The sequence below is a fragment of the [Phormidium] sp. LEGE 05292 genome (genome assembly GCF_015207735.1).
Lineage (GTDB): Bacteria > Cyanobacteriota > Cyanobacteriia > Cyanobacteriales > Aerosakkonemataceae > Floridanema.
Genome location: NZ_JADEWG010000033.1, coordinates 1 through 18,626, shown reverse-complemented (window position 1 = coordinate 18,626; position 18,626 = coordinate 1). Strand labels below are relative to the sequence as shown.

The window sequence follows — 18,626 nt, the reverse complement described above, 5'->3', positions numbered from 1 at the left end:
TAAGTGTAACTATTTATTCAGGGTGAGCAAAGCCCACCCAAATTTTAACTTACACCTTAAACTTTTCGGTAATTCGCTTCATCGCTTCTTCCACATTTTCCCGACTATTAAAAGCAGAAATGCGGAAATAACCTTCACCTGCTGCGCCAAAACCAGAACCTGGAGTTCCTACTACATTGCAATTTTGCAACAGTTTATCAAAGAAATCCCAACTCGATAAATTATTTGGGGTTTTTACCCAAACATAAGGGGCATTTACTCCGCCATAAACGGCGATTCCTGCTGATGTTAATTGTTCGCGGATAATTCGGGCATTTTCCAAATAAAAACTGACTAATGCTTTAACTTGTGCTTTGCCTGCTTCGGAATAAACTGCTTCTGCGCCTTTTTGCACAATGTAAGAAACGCCATTGAATTTAGTTGATTGGCGACGATTCCATAACTTCCATAATTCTACATCGGAACCGTCGGCAGCTTTGGCGGTTAAGGTTTTTGGTACTACTGTGAATGCACAACGAGTTCCGGTAAATCCGGCAGTTTTGGAGAAGGAACGAAATTCGATCGCACAATCCCGCGCCCCCTCTATTTCATAAATAGAATGGGGGATATTTTCCTCAGTAATAAATGCCTCGTAAGCTGCATCATAGAAAATAATTGCATTGTTTGCTTTGGCATAATCTACCCAAGCTTTTAAATGTTCTTTTGTCGCAACTGCACCTGTGGGATTATTAGGAAAACAGAGATAAATTAAATCGACTTTTTCCGAGGGAAGTGAAGCGGTAAAGTTATTTTCGGCGGTGATTGGCAAATAAATTAAACCTGCAAATTCGCCTTTTTCACTTGCCTCGCCCGTGTGTCCCGCCATTACGTTAGTATCTACATAAACGGGATAAACTGGGTCAGTTACAGCAATAATATTGTTATCGCCAAAAATGTCGAGAATGTTGCCAGTATCGCACTTTGAACCGTCAGAAATGAAGATTTCGGAAGCGTCTACTTCGCATCCTCTCGCTTGGAAGTCGTTAGTGGCGATTTTCTCTCTTAACCAAGCATAACCTTGTTCGGGGCCATATCCTTTAAATGTGTTGCGATCGCCCATTTCTTCCACAGCTTTAATCATAGCTGTGCGGCAAGCTTCTGGTAAAGGTTCGGTAACATCACCAATACCTAAGCGAATAATTTTCGCATCAGGATTAGCTTCAGCAAAAGCATTGACTCGTCGCGCAATTTCGGGAAATAGATATCCAGCTTTCAGCTTCAGGTAGTTGTCGTTGATGGTTGCCATGTTAAATTGCAAAAAACGCCCTAAAATAGCTTACTGCTAATCTAGATAATTATTTCCCTTCCGCCTTCTTACAGTAAATATTACCCGATCGGGTGAATCTTATGGATGAAGTAGCAAAAATTGCAATTTTGCGAGAATATAGTTAAGTGGCGATACAAGCTTTATGCCTGTGTCTCCCAAAAAACTATGCTGTGTTTCCCCACCCTTAGCAGTGGGGTTTCCTATTTTTTCCAGGGTAATTTTGTTCCCATTTCTGTCATCGCTGAAAAAATTAGATATATTACTAGCAAACCAACTCCACCAAAAAAAGCTAACAAGTCACGATCCATATTGTTTTTAATTAACGCTTTAAGTAATAATAACGCAAGTTGTTAGTTATATTCCGTAGGGTACGTCAGACACCACAATTTTGGTAAATCACAATAATTTTATGATTCTGAAGCACCCTACAAATTAAAATCGCTAATTGAGGTGGTGTGATGCGAAAGCTTTATTTTTTAGTTCCGGGAACCAAAGGAAAATTTGCTTGTGGTGGACTTTGGGCAGAATTAAAAACCGTGAAGTTAGCCCAACAAATATGTGATGCTAATGTTGTTACTTATCGGCAAAGAGAGAAAGACCAACTTTTTATTGATGATGTACTAAAAACTCCAAATTTAGATAAGGCGATTTTTGTAATTAGTTGGGGTTTTGATGTCCCAAAACTTATCACTAAGCTTAAAGGTCATAACTTAATTTATCATGCTCACAGTGCAGGTTATGGTTTTAGCATTCCGGCAAATATTCCAATTATTACTGTCAGCAGAAATACTTTAGGATATTGGGGGCAAAAGTCTCCTCATTCGCTAATCTACTATTTACCTAATCAAATTTCTGATGAGTTTATCAACTTAAATTTGTCACGCGATATTGATGTTTTGGTGCAAGCGAGGAAATCTTCGACTTACTTAATTAAAGAGTTAATACCCGCTTTAAAAAAGCATTGCAAAGTAGAAGTTATTGAGTCTTATGTGGAAGATTTGCCAGGGGTGTTTAATCGATCGCAAGTTTATTTATATGACTCTGCGGAATACTGGGCGCAACAAGGAGTAAGTGAGGGTTTTGGTTTACAACCGATGGAGGCGCTTGCTTGCGGTTGTGAGGTTTTTTCCAGTGTGAATGGTGGGCTTTCTGATTATTTAGACCCTGGTTTTAATTGTCATAAAATTGCTGGATACTCAAAGGAATTTGATGTACAAAGGATTTTAAATGTAGTAAAAGCTTCAACAACTATTACATTACCGGAACAGTTTTTTGCTGAGTATAGAACCGAAAATATTGTTAAGCGTTTACAGGTGATTTTAGGCGAAGTCAACGATTTTTTTGACCAAAAACGGGATTTTACAAGTGAAATTAAAGATTTAACTAAAATGCGAATTTACAGACTTAAAGCACAAAGTTTGATGAATAAAGTGTTAAAAAGGATACGAGGTTAAAAGAATGGCTTGGAGTGGCTACAATTTAGAAAAGGATCAGTTAAGAAGTGAAATTTGGGCTTTACTGAAACAGGAAAAAGCTTCAATTTGCGATCCTTTTGGTCATATTCCTAATTTTGTGGGTGCGGAAAGTGCGGCGAAAAAGCTGGCGGAGTTACCAATTTGGCAAGAAGCAAAAACTATTAAATGTAATCCTGATTCACCTCAAGTTACGGTAAGATTACAAGCGTTGAAAAATGGGAAACGTTTGTATATGGCGGTTCCTAAATTAACAAATACTCGCTGTTTTGTAGAATTGACGGCGGAAATTTTGGGTCAGAATAATGTAGAATTGAAGGAAGGTGCGATCGCACGTCAAGCACTAAAATTTGGTAAGTTAGTAACTTTTGCAGAAATGCAACCAATTGATTTAGTAATGGTAGGTTGTGTTGCTGTCACACGCAATGGTGGACGCACTGGAAAAGGTGCAGGATTTGCAGATTTGGAACTGGCGATGTTAAAAACTTTTGGATTAATCGAGTCAAATACTCCCATTGTTACTACAGTACATCCATTACAAATTGTCCCAGATTCCTGCTTACCAATGCAAGCTCATGATTGGTCACTTAACTGGATTGTTACACCTTTTGAAGTAATCGAAACTAATTCTAACTATCCTCGTCCCACAGGGTTAAATTGGGATAATGTTCGTTCCGATCAATATCAGAAAATACCAATTTTGAAGAAGTTAAAAGAGCAGTTTACAATTAAAAATACAACAGTTATTTGATTTTACCAATCGCTATGCAATTTTTTATAGTGAGTTTCTTTATTCTTTAAAAAAATACCCAAAGAAGATAGAACTTTTTTAGTATTGGACAAATCACCCACTAATCTTTTGACAGGTAAGGGCGATTCTTTTATCAGCGTGGGAATCGCAACTATATTTTCTAATAATAGTTGTTCGGGCTGTTCGTAAACGTCTATCACTTCTAATTCATAGTTATCGGCAAAATATTTTTCAGCAATTCTTTGCAGGTTTTTTACAGCCCGAACGGAATTAGGTGTAGTTCCAGCAATGTACAAACGAAAACAGTATCGCTCATTGATCATCGGTTTTAATACAGGTTTATTAAATATTTTCGTTAATTTTGTAACATCTTCTTTTTCCATAAATTTTCCCTAAGTTTAGTTTTAAAGTGGTGACTTTATTACCTATCTCTGCCATATTTTCCTCATAAAAAAAAGCTCTAAATAGGCTCTACTTAGTTAGTTTACCCATTCAGGCTGAGAAACTAACTAATCTACATCAGCTTGCCGCAAATCCGCCACTTTTCTTTCCTCTTGGAGGATAACATCCTGATATAGATTTTCTTGTTCAATCATTAATTGAAACTCTTCTTTTTCGTTTTCTAATTGTGTTTGTAAAGCTTCGATTTGCGATCGCACTAATGCTTGTTTTCTTTCCAACTCGCGCCGTTTGCGTTCAAATTCTTGCTGACGAACTAAGCTAGCAGCTTTTTCTTTTGCTTCTTGCACATTTCGTGCTGTACCAGTCAGCACAGTTCCCTGTCCTAAATAAACATCTTTTAATTCTATACCTTGATTTGTCAGCACGAATTCTCGCACCTGATTAGAATGTTCCATTCCGCGAGACTTTAATACATATAAAACTCTGTTGCGTTCTCCACTATTTTCTGTAACTCGCAATTCTAACCATGTATCCATCAATGATGAAATGCCAATTTCTGTATGTTCTAATGAACTACTACCCGCGATCAAATTTGTTAGCATAACCGTAATTTGTTGACTCTTTAAAGAATCAATCAACCGCATGAAAAATGATTTAGACTGAAGTAAATTATCGCCGATAACTAAATTACTCATTGGGTCAACAATCACCACAGTAGGCTGAAATTCATTAATTAAATTATTAATTTGGATTAAGTGCATTTCCAAACCAAAAGCCGTCGGGCGTACTGCCTGAAACTTAAGCAAACCTTTCTGGACAAAGGGATGTAAATCTAATCCTACTGACAACATATTGCGGAGAATTTGTTGAGGTGCTTCTTCAAAAGCTAAGTATAAACAAGGTTCACCGCGAAGACAGGTTTCTTGAGCAAAATGAGCCGAAATTGTACTTTTTCCAGTACCCGCTGTACCTGTTATTAAAATACTACTACCTCGAAAATATCCTTGACCTCCTAACATTGTATCGAGGCGAGGTATGCCTGTACTGATCCGTTCGGTAGAAATTTTGTGGTCTAATCCTACTGAGGTAATAGGTAATACCGAAATACCTTTTTGGTTAATTAAAAATGGATATTCGTTAGTACCGTGACTAGAACCACGATATTTAATAATCTGTAAACGTCGAGTAGAAATTTCATTTTGGATGCGTTGATCTAAACGAATCACACAATCAGCAACATACTCTTCTAACCCATGTCTTGTGAGAGTATTTTCGCCTTTTTCTCCGGTAATTATTGCTGTGACACCTTTGCTTTTTAACCAGCGAAATAAACGTTGTAATTCCGATCTAACTATTGTGTCATTGGACAAACCAACAAATAATGTTTCTATTGTATCTAAGACAATTCTTTTGGCTGCGATCGCATTAATTAAGTGTTCTAATCTAATAAATAAAGCTTCAAGATTATAATCTCCTGTTTCTTCTATTTCATAAGGATCGATATGAATGTGACTGATTAAAAACTTTTTCTGGGCAATTAATTGATTTAAATTCCAGCCTAAAGAACGGACATTTTGGATCAGTTCTTCGGGTGTTTCTTCAAAAGAGACGAACACGCCCGGTTCTGAGTAGGAAATGGCACCAGAAACCAAGAAATTAAGCCCAATTAAAGTTTTACCACTCCCCGCTGTTCCACATACCAAGGTTGGTCTTCCTTGGGGTAAACCACCGCCTGTAATCTCATCTAATCCCTGAATTCCAGTAGGAGATTTAGGCAACTGATTATTATCTGATGCAGTAGTTTCACTGTCTAATAGCATAGAATCGAAAATTTGACTATATGAAATCTTAAAGCGAATTGTTATTCTTTCTAATTTATAGCAATTTAAATTCAAGTTGTGGTATTGATTAGCAGTCTCAGGTATTTATAATTATTCAATACCACTGTTTAGTTTTGTCTGAATCATCAGCTTAAGTTCGCCTATATAAGGAGGTTGATTTTATCGACACTGGTCTTTTAATTGGTTACTTTTCAGCAATATGGTATAAACTATTCAATCATAAGAAAGTTAATTTTGTGAGGATACTTAACAATGCGAGTAATGATTTTATATGCTTCACTAGGAATGGGGCATATTAGTGCTGCTAACGCTTTAAGTCAGGCTTTCTCTTGCTTTCCTGGGATAGAAGTGCTGAGTGAAGATGCTTTGGCTTATGCTAGTTCAGTTTATCGCAATGCTGTTATTCAAGCTTACAAAAATTCTAGCGAAAAAGTACCACAACTTTACAAAGCTCTATATGAAGGAAGTGATATATCTGATTTAGAAAGGTCTTTAGATAGTAATTTAGCTTGGGCAAAATTAGAACTTCCTTTCTTTAGACGTTTGGGAAGATTGATTAGGGAAACAGCGCCAGATTCGATCGTCTGCGTGCAACAAATTCCCAGCCGACTGCTACAATTATTAGAACCGGAAGACCAAGTAAGTAAACCACAATATGTCGTTGTGACTGATTTAATTGCTCATAGCACCTGGTTAAATTATGGTGTAGATGGTTATTTTTTACCGAACGATTTGAGCGCCAATATTCTTAAACAACGGGGTGTCAATCCGTCACTTATTCATATTACCGGAATTCCGGTTAAACTAGAGATTAGTAAGCCAAAATCTAAAGCAGAAGTGCGATCGCGTCATCATTTACCCCAAGATTTATCGGTAGTTACGTTATTTGGCGGAGGGTTGAATAGTCGCAGAGTTTATGCGATCGTTTCCTCTTTGTTAGAAACTCTGAGTTCCGCTATGATTGTAGTAGTGGCTGGCAGAAATGAAGACTTGCTAGACACTTTAACAGATTTAACAGATAGCCCTCATGTGAGATTACGTAAATTAAGCACAATTGACTATGTAGATGACTTAATTGTAGCTAGCGATCTAATTATTACCAAAGCCGGAGGATTGATTACCAGCGAAATTTTGGCAAGGGGAACACCAACCATTATTGTAGATCCAATTCCCGGTCAAGAAGAACAAAATGCTGATGTAATTACTGCCGCTGGTGCTGGAGTCCAATTAAGATTATTAGAAATGGTAGCCCCAGCAGTCAAGTATCTTTTAAATCACCCAGAAAGGCTAACTCAAATGCGTCAATCCGCATTGGAATTAGGCAAACCTCGTGCAGCTTTAAACATAGCTGAACATATTTTATCAGATTGGCGATCGCGTACCAAAATGTTACAACCTAGCAAGATTTAAAACTATGTCAAATTCTCTAAATATTACTACAAAAAACCAGAAAGATGCAGCTTTTCTTTGGGGAGTTGCCACATCAGGTTATCAAAGCGAAGGCGGTTACAATGGTTTTTCCCAACCCCAAAATAATTGGACATTCTGGGAAAAGCAAGGTAAAGTAATGCCAACAAAAGATGCTACAGAATTTTGGCATCGCTACCAAGAAGACTTTAAAACCTGTCAAAAGTTAGGTTTAAATTCTTTCCGCTTAGGCTTAGAATGGGCGAGAATTCAACCTTCTACTAGCCCTGAAACTGCCCCTGCGCCTGCCTTTGACACCGATGTTTTAGATGCTTATACGTCAATAATTGCTGCTTGTTATCAACATAATTTAGAACCAATTGTTACCTTACATCATTTTACCCATCCAGCATGGCTAGGTTTAGATGCTTGGTTATCAACAGATACAATTGAGTGTTTTGTAGAATATGTTCGAGTGACGATCGCTCACATAAATCGCCGCTTAACTGATTACTATCAACTGCCGCCAATTAAGTGGTTTATTACCATAAATGAACCAAATATTTTACTATCCAATACCTATTTAAGCGGTCAATTTCCCGCAGGTTCCGCTATGGGAATTGGGGCAATGATGAAAGGTTACAATCACATTTTAGCGGCTCATGTGCGGGCTTATAATGTAATTCATGACCTTTATGCTGCTGAAGGTTGGCTAACGCCCCAAGTTACTCTTAATACTTATTGTAGCGATTTGTATTGGTCAGAAAAGGTAATTTGGGATTTAATGAATCATCAAAATGTAGGAATTAAAACTCAAGATTTACCAGACTACATTGTTAATAATGCCCAACACTTAGACCGCACTTTAAGTCAGGCAAAGTTGCCTTTTCGTCGCAACTTACCTTATTTTCTAGGCAAATTAGTTCATCAGATATCCAATAAATTAGGATATCGAATTTTCGATCCCAAAAATTTGGATGTTTATCTACAAGAGTTGGCGAAATCTGCGCGATCGCAAATCTTCGACTACCTAGCTATTGACTATTACGATCCCTTTCTGGCGCACATCTTTCGACTACCAGATTTCTCTGATTTTGAATTTGAAACCAAAGATTTTCGCGGTTGGTTAATGAGTGGAATTACTAGTAAATGGTGGGATTGGCGATCGCTACCAGAAGGATTACACTTTTTCTGCAAATATTATACCGAAACATTAGGTTATCCAATTATGATTGCCGAAAATGGCATGGCATTACGTCGCAAACCTGACAATAGTCTTTCTAGTTATCGTCGCGATCAAATTAAACGCAGTGACTTTTTAAAAGCACACATTCACCAAATCAAAAGATTATTAAATGAAAATGTGCCTGTAATTGGTTATATGCACTGGTCATTAACTGATAATTATGAATGGGGTTCTTATACACCTCGGTTTGGACTTTTTAGTATTGATTTTGCTAAGAATAGCGATCGCATAATTGAAGACCATTTAGGCGATCGACCTTCGGAAACTTACGCCCAATTAATTCAAGAAATTGGTTCTCCTAGCATTTCTCTAAAAAGTTGAGCCAAATTCTAATTAATCTGAAGTCCCCCTTCTTAATTCGATCCCCCCTAACCCCCCTTAAAAAGGGGGGAACCAAATTCAAAGTCCCCCTTAAAAAGGGGGGAACCGGATTCAAAGTCCCCCTTATTAAGGGGGATTTAGGGGGATCTTATCTGTCGCAAAAATTGTTGAAACTGCTATAAAAGATTTTATTTACTCCACCATTTCCACCATTCCCACCATTTCTAATTACCTGTAATTTCTTGCAGTTTAGCTTCAGCATATTCACTTTTGTTATGACTTTAGAAACCCAGTTTTTTGTTCTTAACCTAATTAGGGCGGGTTTTGTTGAAAGATTGTTTGTGAGATGGAAATGTTATCTGCTAAACCCGCCCCTACAAAAATCACGAAATTATATTTGTTTATACAAACGATCGATCCAAATGTGTAGGGGCGGGTTTAGCCAAAAGTTTGGAATACCCAGGAATAAGATTCAAATCAAAACCCGCCCATCCCAAGCATCTGTAACAAACAATTAGATAATCAATAAGAAACCGAGTTTTTATTTACTCTAATTTTTGTTTAATGATTTCCGGTTTTTCTCGGAAACCAACTAATACTGCTGTGCCATTTTTAACAAACAAAGGTCTTTTAAGTAACATCGCATCTTTAGCAAAAGCATCAATCCATTGTTCGTCTGTCCAAGTTTGTTTTACTTCCCCCAATGCGCGGTAAGATTGTCCTGATGTGTTTCGCATTGGTTTTGATCCAAGCGTTTGCACCCAGCTTTCAATTATCTGGCGAGAGGGAGGATTTTCTTTTGTATTAATGAAATCATATTTAATATTATTATCAGATAGCCATTGCAGAGCTTTCTTGCAAGTGCCGCAGTTAGGAATGCCGTAAATTTGAATCGTCATGGTGTTGATTACCGAAATTTTGGGAGAGTTTACCGAAATAGAGATTTTTATTTAATCATCTAGAATTATTAAGTGTAACTCCTAATTTTAATAATCTCAATCCTTGATTTTGAGACAAAATGGAGTCGTCAACTAATCACGGTTTTGATGCCAATGACAGAACCAAACGATACTAATTTACCATCAGATGATTCTCAGCAATTGAATCAACCAACTGCTAACATTACCAAACAGCCAGTTGATGAATCTTGGCAAGGTCGTATTGCTGAGGTTTGGAACAATACTAGTAATAATTTGAATGAGTTTAAAAAACTCCTACCTGTTGAGCCTGTGGCACAAAAAATTGTAGAATTGTTTAGTGTCAGCGAGTCTCAAGTAGCAGAAATTCTGGCAACTGTTCAGGCGGAATTACCGACAACAGAAGCTTTGTTAATTGGTAAACCGCAAGCGGGAAAAAGTTCGATCGTTCGCGGACTAACAGGCGTTTCTGCGGAAATTGTTGGTCAAGGTTTTCGTCCTCACACCCAAAATACTCAACGTTATGTTTATCCTTCCAATGATTTGCCGTTGCTGGTTTTTACTGATACGGTAGGTTTGGGAGATGTTAATCAGAATACACAGGGAATTATTGATGAATTAATTGGAGATTTACAAAAAACAAATCGCGCCAAAATTTTAATTCTGACTGTTAAAAGTAATGATTTTGCTACTGATACTTTACGCCAAATCGCAGAAGAATTGCGGAAAAAGTATCCCGATATTCCCTGTGTGTTGGCGGTAACTTGTTTGCATGAAGTTTACCCGCCTGGTACAGATAATCATCCGAGTTATCCGCCTGATTTTGAGGAAGTTAATCGCACATTTACGGCGTTAAAAAATGCTTTTTCGGGTTTGTACGATCGCGCAATCCAAATCGACTTCACTCTAGAAGAAGATGGTTACACTCCCGTATTTTACGGTTTAGAAGCGTTGAGAGATGCTTTAGCAGATTTACTCCCAGAAGCTGAAGCTAACGCGATTTATCAATTATTAGATCGAGAAGAAACTGGCAGAAAACTAGGTAATCTTTATCGAGATGTGGGACGGCGTTATATAACGGCATTTTCGATTATGGCTGCTACTTTAGCCGCAGTACCTTTGCCATTTGCTACCATGCCTGTATTAACGGCTTTGCAAGTTTCAATGGTAACTTTATTAGGAAATTTGTATGGGCAAACTATCACCCCATCCCAAGCAGGTGGGATTGTAAGTGCGATCGCAGGTGGATTTTTAGCGCAAGCGATCGGACGAGAATTAGTTAAATTTATCCCCATTTTTGGTAGCGTCATTGCTGCATCTTGGGCAGCTGCTTATACTTGGGCTTTAGGTGAAGCTGCTTGTGTTTATTTCGGAGATTTAATCGGTGGGAAAAAACCCGATCCTAAGAAGATTCAAAATGTCATGAAAGAGTCTTTTAAAGCAGCAAAAGAAAGGTTTAAAGGAATTAATAGTTAATCAGTCCGTTGTAAGGACTTCAGTCCTTTTCTTACGACTGAAGTCGTCACAACGAACAGTTTGTTGTAAGGACTTTAGTCCTTCTTTTTGACAAAGAAACGACTGAAGTCGTCACAACGGACGATTATTTTAAGCGGCGATTACTTCTTGAAACACGACAAACATACTCTTTTTCGCTCCACAAATTGGACAATGCCAATCTTCTGGAATCTCAGCAAAAGGAGTTCCGGGAGCAATTCCTGAATCAGGATCGCCTTCCACAGGATCGTAAATCATCGAACATTGGCGACAAATCCATTTTTGCATAGCCGGATCTTCGCTTGCAGATCTGGGGAAAGCAGCTTTACCATCCAAAGCACCCAACGCTTCGGTGTATTGTTGGGCGTGGTGTTGCTCAATGTGCGTTAACAAACCAAAATTTTTGGCTGCGGTTTGGAACATGGTAGCGTGTTCTTTAGATTCCTCTGTCTGTGCGGTGAACTCGGCGACAGCATCACTATCTTTATCAGCTTTGGCTTCTGCCGCAAAACCGGGATACATGGTAGTGTATTCGTAAGTTTCTCCTTCGATCGCCAGTTCTAGACAACGAGCAGCGATCGCTTTTTTTTCCTCCTCACTCAGTTTAGCTGGATCGTCCACAATTAATTCAGGATGCAACAAGCGAAAATGTGCAAAAGCGTGTTCTGTCTCTTGATTCGCTGTTTCTTTGAATAACTTTGACAGTTCACTCATCCCTAGTTTCCGAGTCACTTCCGCAAAAAACAAATATTTGCGATTCGCCATTGACTCGCCACCAAAAGCAGCTTCTAAGTTTTTAGCAGTGTTCGACTGTGAAAGATCCATTAATGTCTCCTCAAATTCCCTAAGATCGATCGCGCAATTAAGTATTTAACGCAAGTTGCTAGTTATTAATTCTTTCGGAGTTCCCCCCTTGAGTAAGGGGGGCTAGGGGGGATCTAACGCTGTGATTACTGGGTTTTGATCCCCCCAACCCCCCTTATCAAGGGGGGCTAAGAAAGAGCCAGACTTGTAACTAGCAACTTGAGTTATTTAATCAAGTTAATCAGTTGTAGGATGCGTCACTTATTACAGTTTTGGCGATAATCGCTAATTTCAACACAATGACACACTTGGGTTATATGATAAATCGAAGTAGGGAAAAATGCCAGAATTACTTGAATAGATTCGCCACGCTAGGTTTAGTTACTTTCCCCATCGCATTCCGAGGTAACTCTTCAACCACCATAATTTTACTAGGAACTTTGTAAGTAGCTAATCGTTCTTTCGCCCAATTTCTGAGAGTTTCTAAACTTAGATCGCTACCCGATTTTAATACCAAAGCTGCACAAACTCGCTCACCCCATTCGGCATCTTCCACTCCCACAACTGCACAATCTTGAATTTCTGGATGAGTGCGTAAAACTTCCTCAATTTCCAATGCCGAAACTTTATAACCGCCAGTTTTGATAATATCAACACTCATCCGCCCCAAAATTCGATAATTATCGTTTTCTACTATTGCAAAATCCCCTGTACAAAACCAACCATCGCGAAATGCTTTAATAGTAGCTTCTGGTTTTTGCCAATATTCCAGAAAAACTGTTGCGCCTTTAACTTGAATTTCTCCCGGAGTTCCCGGAGTTACTAATTCCCCACTTTCATCTACTAATCTAACTTCCACTTGCGGCAAAGGTTTTCCCACATATCCCGCGAATCTTTCACCGTGCAAAGGGTTAGATAAAGCCATGCCAATTTCGGTCATTCCGTAGCGTTCCAAGAGAAAATGACCGCTAATATTTTGCCATTTTTCTAATACTTGAACAGGTAAAGCTGCTGAGCCGGAAACCATTAACCGCATTTTAGCGCAACCAGCGGAGATTCTTTTTTGTCGATCGCCATCTGCCTTTTCCCAAGCTGCAATTAATTTAACATAAATCGTCGGTACAGCCATAAATAAAGTTAAGTCACCTTGACTAATGCGATCGCAAACAACTTCCGCATCAAACTTAGGTAAAATATGACATTGAGCCCCACTCCACAAAGCACAAGTTAGGACGTTAATAATGCCATGAATATGATGTAAAGGTAAGACGTGCAAAATGCGATCGTCCTTTGTCCATCCCCAAGCAGAAATTAAACTTGTTACTTGCGCTTGAATATTTTGATGTGTGGTAACAACACCCTTGGGTTTTCCAGTTGTACCGCTAGTATAAAGGATTAAAGCTCGTCTGGTAAGCTCAATTTTTGGCAGCAAACTAACTTGTTCGGGAAGAGTTTCGGAAGTTAGAATAAATCTGATATTTCTCTCTTCAGCTATAGGAAGCAATTGATTTTCAAAACTCGGATGTGCAACAATAATTGATGCACCTGAATCGGAAATAACATAATCTAACTCAGGTTTTGGATGAGAAACACACAAAGGTACAGCGATTCCCCCCGCACGCCAAATCCCCCATTGTGTAGCGACATATTGAAATCCCGAAGGTATGAGAAAAGCAACTCGCTGTTCTTGCAAATCTTCTATATTATCTAAAAGTTTAGTAGCAATTTTAGCCGAAGTTTGAAGTAAATCCTGATAGGTAAAAGTTCCTTCAGTGGCGACAATTGCAGTTTTGGTTGGGTTTTGTTGGGCGCGATCGATCAATGGGAGATTCACGTTAGTTAATTAATTTATGCTGGTTATTGCAAGAATACCATTGCTTATAGATCTAAAACCGTTGGGTTCATTGGGATTTTCAGGATGCTGGAAGCGCTGCAAGGTATTCATTAGCTTTAATGAATACCTTGCGTGTTGTATCTTCATAGTCCATCCGAATTTTTTTATTTTCATCATCTAGTAAACCAGTTACAGGTTTAATCACCCGCTCAGTTTTTGTGCGAACATCATCTGCTGGTATTGCAAAAAAATGGAAATTAGGAAACTTAACAGACAGATCGGGTACTAATGAGTTACGATTTCCATCTAGAATACCAACCACGCGAGTGAAACCCAAATCTTTTAAAACATTTGCGACTTTTTCCATATTGTCAGCACCTCCCACACCCCAACCGAAGAAAGTTCCGCTCAAGTGTACATTGATTTGTTCTTGCACAATTTGGTAGAAAATAACATCTTCCTGTCCTTCGACCAAGATAACCTTGTCCTCAAGAAAAAACACTTCTTGAGCGTTTAGTCCAAAGATGTGGGGGTTATTGTAGTTTCGCAAAAGTTTGGAAATTCCTTTTGCGGAAGATTTCGATAACTGTGAAATTGTTGACTCACCATCCTTTAGGTAAATACGTGCTACTGTTGCACCATTTTCCAGTGCCTCAAGATTTAAGAAGTAGGGGGAATGAGTAGATAAGATAATTTGACGATCCCTTGCGTACTCTGTGAAAAGAGTTGCTAATCTACGCTGTAATGATGGATGTAGTGACAACTCCGGTTCATCAATGACTATTGCATCACCAGGATTTGAATCATATAAAGCATCAATGATATAGAAAAGACTTACTAGCCCTTCACCAAGTCCTTCACTACTGTGCGAAGCATCCCCAGCCTTTATCTTCAGAAAATACGGTCCATTATCCATCTGATCGATTGTCCAATCGGGTACTCGATCAAGCACCCTCGCCAATATTTTATTGAATTCTTCTTTATTGTTTAGGGCTGTGAACAGTCGATACGCAAACTGATCGATAGTAGATGTACGAATAGAAGGAAATCCTATGTTCCTCATATACTCGCTGCGTTTAACTTCAGAGCGACTGAAATATGGGTTGAATGTACGCCGTGATGGTAAAACCAAAACCTTACTTAAATCTACTGCTGACAAGTGGGGACATAGTTCTGTTTCACTTGAACCAGAATCTACACTATGAAGCTCGATTAAATTTTCATTTTCATCTCTGATAATTATTTGCACCATATCACCAGCTTTTCGATTTCGTCTTCCTTGAGTAAAGCTAGGACTCTGCTGGTATTGCTGGGCTATAGTTAAAGCGCGGAGTGCTTCAATTACTGTTGACTTTCCTGTATTATTCGCTCCCACTAAAATTGTAAGACCGCTACCTAATCCCTGTCCTGCATAAGCAAATTGAATAGATTGAGTTGTAGCAAATCCCCGTAAGCCTTTGATTTCAATTATTTTTAACATTATTTCCTTCTACACTGATTCTAAATGAGTAACTGGAATCTGTTCTGTTCTTTCAGGTTTTTTCGCCCCAGTTGCAACAGCATGAACAGCATGAAGAATATCAGCTGAATAATAGCGATTGCCGCAATTATCGCAAATACCAATTGTGACATCTTCCAAAATAACAAACCCATCTCTATGTTTAAATGCCTCGCGCTTCACAATTCGAGGTTGAACGGTTCCTTCGCAATATTCACATTGATATCCGTACATATACTTTAACCCTCAAACTCGGTGACTTCGTAAACAGTGATGATGAGATAACGTCCATTACTGGCAAAACGTCCAACTACTCCAACAGGTGTTTGTCTATCCAATGCAGTCCCCACTACTATATATTTTGTTCCTCTTGGGTCGTCTTTTTCAACCCGCGTAATTTGACCATTTAAAATAGCCTCCTCCACATCTAAGATAGTCAGCATATCCTCTGCCATTTCTTCCATCGCATGGGCTGACATATCATATTCACCAAATCTAATTTTCTCTCTGATGCGGTCAATATCGTTGCGAGACACTTTCTATTTCTATTTCAGATGACATCTAACCAATAATATCAATTATGCGATCGCCACAATCAGCTTTTTATTCTGTCATTTGTACACCACTGTTGGGTAGCTGACGTTGGGCTACCTGGATCAACAATCTCAATGCGTTATTCACAGCTTCATCATTAGGAAAAGCTTGGGCAACATCAGGTTCTAGAAGTACTAAGTTCGTCCCTGATTGATATTGATCGGCATATTTTCCTCTAACTCCTCCTTGCATTTGAGCAAAGTCGTATTCAGGACATAATTCGTCTTCCATTTCGTTTTTAAACTCCTTCTTCTGCAAACCTCTCACTCTTTCAACCAATCTTTCGGCGGATTTGGCGGACACCAAAACAAATTTTTACTAGTCACTCCCAACGATTCAATAATTTCTCGCATTAGATCTGTGCAATACATCCAATATCCTAAATCATCATACATTTTATCTGGATTGAACTCCAAATTATAATGCAGCACATTAGGAATTCCGGCAAATTCATCGGAAGATTGGGGAGAAATTAACAAAACTCGGAAAGGTTTTCCTTGACATTTTGCTGTCAACTTATCCACCAAATTGAGTACATAACCGCGATTAGTAATTCCTGTGCGAATAAACAACACTTCATCACATTTTTTTAGGGTATACCAAAAGCGTTCTGAACGTGCCGAATAACGCACACGCATTCTTTCATAAACGGGAGACATATCATTTAATGGATCGTCTGTTTCTTCTACTTCGTGGGCGAAAGATAAACCCGACCATTTGCCGTGATAAATTCTCCTTTCGTCATGATTGTAATGTAGAAATTCAGGATTCCACATATCAGAAAATCCATTTTCAATCATGTCTGCTACATCACCAAGATTGGTGCTTCGTGTTAGGTCGAAGGGAAAAGCTGGCCCGTCATATTCCATTTTGTATAACAACATTCTGGCAGCACATCGATCGCCTAACGGAAGAATCGCCACTCGGCTAATATCTGTTAATTTACACTTGTATTGAAAAATTACTGATGATTTAGCTGGTACTTTAATTCGGCTTTCCAGTCCATCTTTGCCAATCATCATAGTGCGAAAAGGTTGATTTGGTTCCATTAAATCTTCATAAACACCCTCTGGCATTTGTTTCAGGGCGTTGCGTACTTCCTTCCACATTGGGTGGATGTTATATTCGTGGTCTGATTCGTTGATTATTCGCAGAGTAGTATCGCTTTCTTTCCATAATCCCAAAAGTTCGTCGTAGTGTAAAACTTGTGCGGATTTTGGCGAAAATAAATTGAAAGCGGCGCTATATTCAATGTCCGCGCCAGGAGGAATATTGACACTGGTTTCGATCGCACCATCCTCTCGCACCCAAAAGTAGGGAAGTGTATCTTTTTCCACCTTTTTGCTAATATAAATCCCAGGTATTAATCCCGCTTTACTTTGAATATGTGCTTGTAATTCTTCCCAATAGGTTGCGATCGTATAAGTATTTTTTGCCGTATTAATAACTCGCAAACTCTTCTCTTCTTGACAAGCAAAAACATGGAAACCTAAATTATCACGATAAATTGGTAATTCCTGCTTTTGAGTAGAAAATTGCTTCGCTTGAGTTAATTTGTTTCTATTGATGTCGAATAAGCGCAGATCGATCGCCTCAGACATCAAACGATGCCCTAAACTATTAGGATGAGCCGCATCGGACGAAATCCCAGGTTTCCAACGCCCCGCCCCATCATCAAGTACATCAAGCCAATCTAACACCGGAACGCCCCAACTCAGCATTCGATGGTGCGTATCTCGCAACAGCCAATTATGTTCTGCATAGTAATCCCCATTTGGGTATAATCCAGCTAAAATCGGCATTGCTCCCAATTCCTTGGTCATTTTGACAAGTTGCTGCAATCCCCTTTCAAAACGGCGTTGTACCACCCGTCTTTGCTGAGGCGGACAATAAGCCAACCCCTCATTACCCAGAGAAAGGGCAATAATCACCATATCCGGTTGTTCTGGCGCAACTACCAAAGGAAATCTGTCGATCGTCCTGCTGACATTAGCCCCCACTTCTGATACATTCACCAGTATGTGACCGTATTTTTCCTGCAATGCTTGTGACAAATGCCAAGCCCAACCGCGTAACAACCAGGAATTGCAACCCAAGGCTACAGAACTGCCTATAACCGCAATTTTTAGACCTTCATTTCCTTTAATAACTGGTTTTTGGGCAACAGGTTCTTGAAAATATCCGTAGGGAAAATGCCGCAACCAGCCAAACCAACCATCTTCTACAATAATTGGGGATGGTGGTAGGTCAGATTCGATCGGTATCCAACGATTCTCGCCCCAAGCTTCCCATTGGACACTACCATTTGCACTAAATCGCACATACTTGTATTGAATGTTTTGATTATCGGGTGACTCCAACAACAAAGGTGTCTTGATTTCAATTTCCGTCCACCACAAAGGGTAACTTTCGCCACTGGTATGTAGAGGTACACACTTATTTATATCCCACATTCCTAACTCAGGAGTCGAACCGACAAGTGCTATGAATTCTCCCCTTTGCGTGTGCGCCCTTACCTGGAACCGATACATATAATATCTCTTGTTGTGTTTAAAAATACTCTGCTAGACAGAAAGGATAATTAATTTAAAGAGAAAAAGCAAACTGGATATCCGCGATCGAAGTTTGCAAAGTTGGCACTGAGACTATCACACTTACCCATAAACGTCTGTCTTGCAGCACACCAAAAAATTGATAATAATATTTTGAGCTTCTTCTCTCTTCTTCCCTGCCCCCTGC

General features: G+C 39.0%; 16 protein-coding genes. 5 read left to right on the top strand and 11 right to left on the bottom strand.

Translation table 11 applies throughout. The features are described from left to right. Positions 1–49 precede the first annotated feature (49 nt). Positions 50–1,285: an LL-diaminopimelate aminotransferase gene (locus IQ264_RS11920; RefSeq protein WP_193981001.1), complete on the bottom strand. Its 1,236-nt coding sequence runs from the start codon at positions 1,283–1,285 to the stop codon at positions 50–52. Between the two features lie 479 nt (positions 1,286–1,764). Between IQ264_RS11920 and IQ264_RS11915 the strand changes: the two genes are divergently transcribed. Next, positions 1,765–2,760, top strand: coding sequence for a glycosyltransferase (locus IQ264_RS11915; protein ID WP_193981000.1), 996 nt, complete (start codon positions 1,765–1,767; stop codon positions 2,758–2,760). 4 nt (positions 2,761–2,764) lie between these two features. Next, entirely contained in the window at positions 2,765–3,529 is a 765-nt protein-coding gene (locus tag IQ264_RS11910; RefSeq protein ID WP_193980999.1) for a 5-formyltetrahydrofolate cyclo-ligase, read from the top strand. Between the two features lie 2 nt (positions 3,530–3,531). Here the strand turns inward: IQ264_RS11910 and IQ264_RS11905 are convergent, their stop codons facing one another. Beyond that, positions 3,532–3,912: a circadian clock KaiB family protein gene (locus IQ264_RS11905; protein WP_193980998.1), complete on the bottom strand. Its 381-nt coding sequence runs from the start codon at positions 3,910–3,912 to the stop codon at positions 3,532–3,534. A gap of 126 nt (positions 3,913–4,038) precedes the next feature. After that, complete coding sequence (gene kaiC, locus IQ264_RS11900) at positions 4,039–5,751, bottom strand: circadian clock protein KaiC (protein ID WP_193980997.1); 1,713 nt, start codon at positions 5,749–5,751, stop codon at positions 4,039–4,041. Between the two features lie 273 nt (positions 5,752–6,024). Here kaiC and IQ264_RS11895 point away from each other — a divergent pair, with 273 nt between their 5' ends. Continuing rightward, complete coding sequence (locus IQ264_RS11895; protein WP_193980996.1) at positions 6,025–7,182, top strand: MGDG synthase family glycosyltransferase; 1,158 nt, start codon at positions 6,025–6,027, stop codon at positions 7,180–7,182. A 4-nt stretch (positions 7,183–7,186) separates the two neighbouring features. Next, positions 7,187–8,746 (top strand): glycoside hydrolase family 1 protein, encoded by a 1,560-nt coding sequence (locus tag IQ264_RS11890; protein ID WP_193980995.1) that lies wholly within the window; start codon positions 7,187–7,189, stop codon positions 8,744–8,746. 545 nt (positions 8,747–9,291) lie between these two features. On the opposite strand, the gene IQ264_RS11885 is transcribed toward IQ264_RS11890, so the two are convergent. Continuing rightward, positions 9,292–9,645, bottom strand: a complete 354-nt coding sequence (locus IQ264_RS11885) for a Spx/MgsR family RNA polymerase-binding regulatory protein (RefSeq protein WP_193980994.1) — start codon at positions 9,643–9,645, stop codon at positions 9,292–9,294. Positions 9,646–9,798: 153 nt separating this feature from the next. Between IQ264_RS11885 and IQ264_RS11880 the strand changes: the two genes are divergently transcribed. Beyond that, positions 9,799–11,139, top strand: a complete 1,341-nt coding sequence (locus tag IQ264_RS11880) for a YcjF family protein (protein ID WP_193980993.1) — start codon at positions 9,799–9,801, stop codon at positions 11,137–11,139. 129 nt (positions 11,140–11,268) lie between these two features. Here IQ264_RS11880 and IQ264_RS33690 read toward each other — a convergent pair whose 3' ends face one another. From IQ264_RS33690 to IQ264_RS11845, 7 genes are all read right to left on the bottom strand, one after another. After that, positions 11,269–11,982, bottom strand: a complete 714-nt coding sequence (locus IQ264_RS33690) for a rubrerythrin family protein (RefSeq protein WP_193980992.1) — start codon at positions 11,980–11,982, stop codon at positions 11,269–11,271. A gap of 328 nt (positions 11,983–12,310) precedes the next feature. Then, positions 12,311–13,795, bottom strand: coding sequence for an acyl-CoA synthetase (locus IQ264_RS11870; protein WP_193980991.1), 1,485 nt, complete (start codon positions 13,793–13,795; stop codon positions 12,311–12,313). A 79-nt stretch (positions 13,796–13,874) separates the two neighbouring features. After that, on the bottom strand, positions 13,875–15,275 hold the full coding sequence (locus IQ264_RS11865) for an ATP-dependent nuclease (RefSeq protein ID WP_193980990.1): 1,401 nt from the start codon (positions 15,273–15,275) through the stop codon (positions 13,875–13,877). Between the two features lie 9 nt (positions 15,276–15,284). After that, entirely contained in the window at positions 15,285–15,527 is a 243-nt protein-coding gene (locus IQ264_RS11860; protein ID WP_193980989.1) for a YgiT-type zinc finger protein, read from the bottom strand. Between the two features lie 5 nt (positions 15,528–15,532). Continuing rightward, positions 15,533–15,829 (bottom strand): DUF4258 domain-containing protein, encoded by a 297-nt coding sequence (locus IQ264_RS11855; protein WP_193980988.1) that lies wholly within the window; start codon positions 15,827–15,829, stop codon positions 15,533–15,535. A gap of 67 nt (positions 15,830–15,896) precedes the next feature. Next, a complete protein-coding gene (locus tag IQ264_RS11850; protein WP_193980987.1) occupies positions 15,897–16,118 on the bottom strand; it encodes a hypothetical protein in 222 nt (73 codons plus the stop codon). A 32-nt stretch (positions 16,119–16,150) separates the two neighbouring features. Then, positions 16,151–18,418: a DUF1796 family putative cysteine peptidase gene (locus IQ264_RS11845; protein ID WP_193980986.1), complete on the bottom strand. Its 2,268-nt coding sequence runs from the start codon at positions 18,416–18,418 to the stop codon at positions 16,151–16,153. Positions 18,419–18,626 lie beyond the last annotated feature (208 nt).

What these genes read in the sequence shown, in the direction of transcription:
- IQ264_RS11860 (WP_193980989.1), bottom strand. Translation starts at nt 15,527, where the DNA reads ATGTACGGATATCAATGTGAATATTGCGAAGGAACCGTTCAACCTCGA.
- IQ264_RS11865 (WP_193980990.1), bottom strand. Translation starts at nt 15,275, where the DNA reads ATGTTAAAAATAATTGAAATCAAAGGCTTACGGGGATTTGCTACAACT.
- IQ264_RS11850 (WP_193980987.1), bottom strand. Translation starts at nt 16,118, where the DNA reads ATGGAAGACGAATTATGTCCTGAATACGACTTTGCTCAAATGCAAGGA.
- IQ264_RS11910 (WP_193980999.1), top strand. Translation starts at nt 2,765, where the DNA reads ATGGCTTGGAGTGGCTACAATTTAGAAAAGGATCAGTTAAGAAGTGAA.
- IQ264_RS11885 (WP_193980994.1), bottom strand. Translation starts at nt 9,645, where the DNA reads ATGACGATTCAAATTTACGGCATTCCTAACTGCGGCACTTGCAAGAAA.
- IQ264_RS11880 (WP_193980993.1), top strand. Translation starts at nt 9,799, where the DNA reads ATGACAGAACCAAACGATACTAATTTACCATCAGATGATTCTCAGCAA.
- IQ264_RS11915 (WP_193981000.1), top strand. Translation starts at nt 1,765, where the DNA reads ATGCGAAAGCTTTATTTTTTAGTTCCGGGAACCAAAGGAAAATTTGCT.
- IQ264_RS33690 (WP_193980992.1), bottom strand. Translation starts at nt 11,982, where the DNA reads ATGGATCTTTCACAGTCGAACACTGCTAAAAACTTAGAAGCTGCTTTT.
- IQ264_RS11890 (WP_193980995.1), top strand. Translation starts at nt 7,187, where the DNA reads ATGTCAAATTCTCTAAATATTACTACAAAAAACCAGAAAGATGCAGCT.
- kaiC (WP_193980997.1), bottom strand. Translation starts at nt 5,751, where the DNA reads ATGCTATTAGACAGTGAAACTACTGCATCAGATAATAATCAGTTGCCT.
- IQ264_RS11905 (WP_193980998.1), bottom strand. Translation starts at nt 3,912, where the DNA reads ATGGAAAAAGAAGATGTTACAAAATTAACGAAAATATTTAATAAACCT.
- IQ264_RS11845 (WP_193980986.1), bottom strand. Translation starts at nt 18,418, where the DNA reads ATGTATCGGTTCCAGGTAAGGGCGCACACGCAAAGGGGAGAATTCATA.
- IQ264_RS11895 (WP_193980996.1), top strand. Translation starts at nt 6,025, where the DNA reads ATGCGAGTAATGATTTTATATGCTTCACTAGGAATGGGGCATATTAGT.
- IQ264_RS11920 (WP_193981001.1), bottom strand. Translation starts at nt 1,285, where the DNA reads ATGGCAACCATCAACGACAACTACCTGAAGCTGAAAGCTGGATATCTA.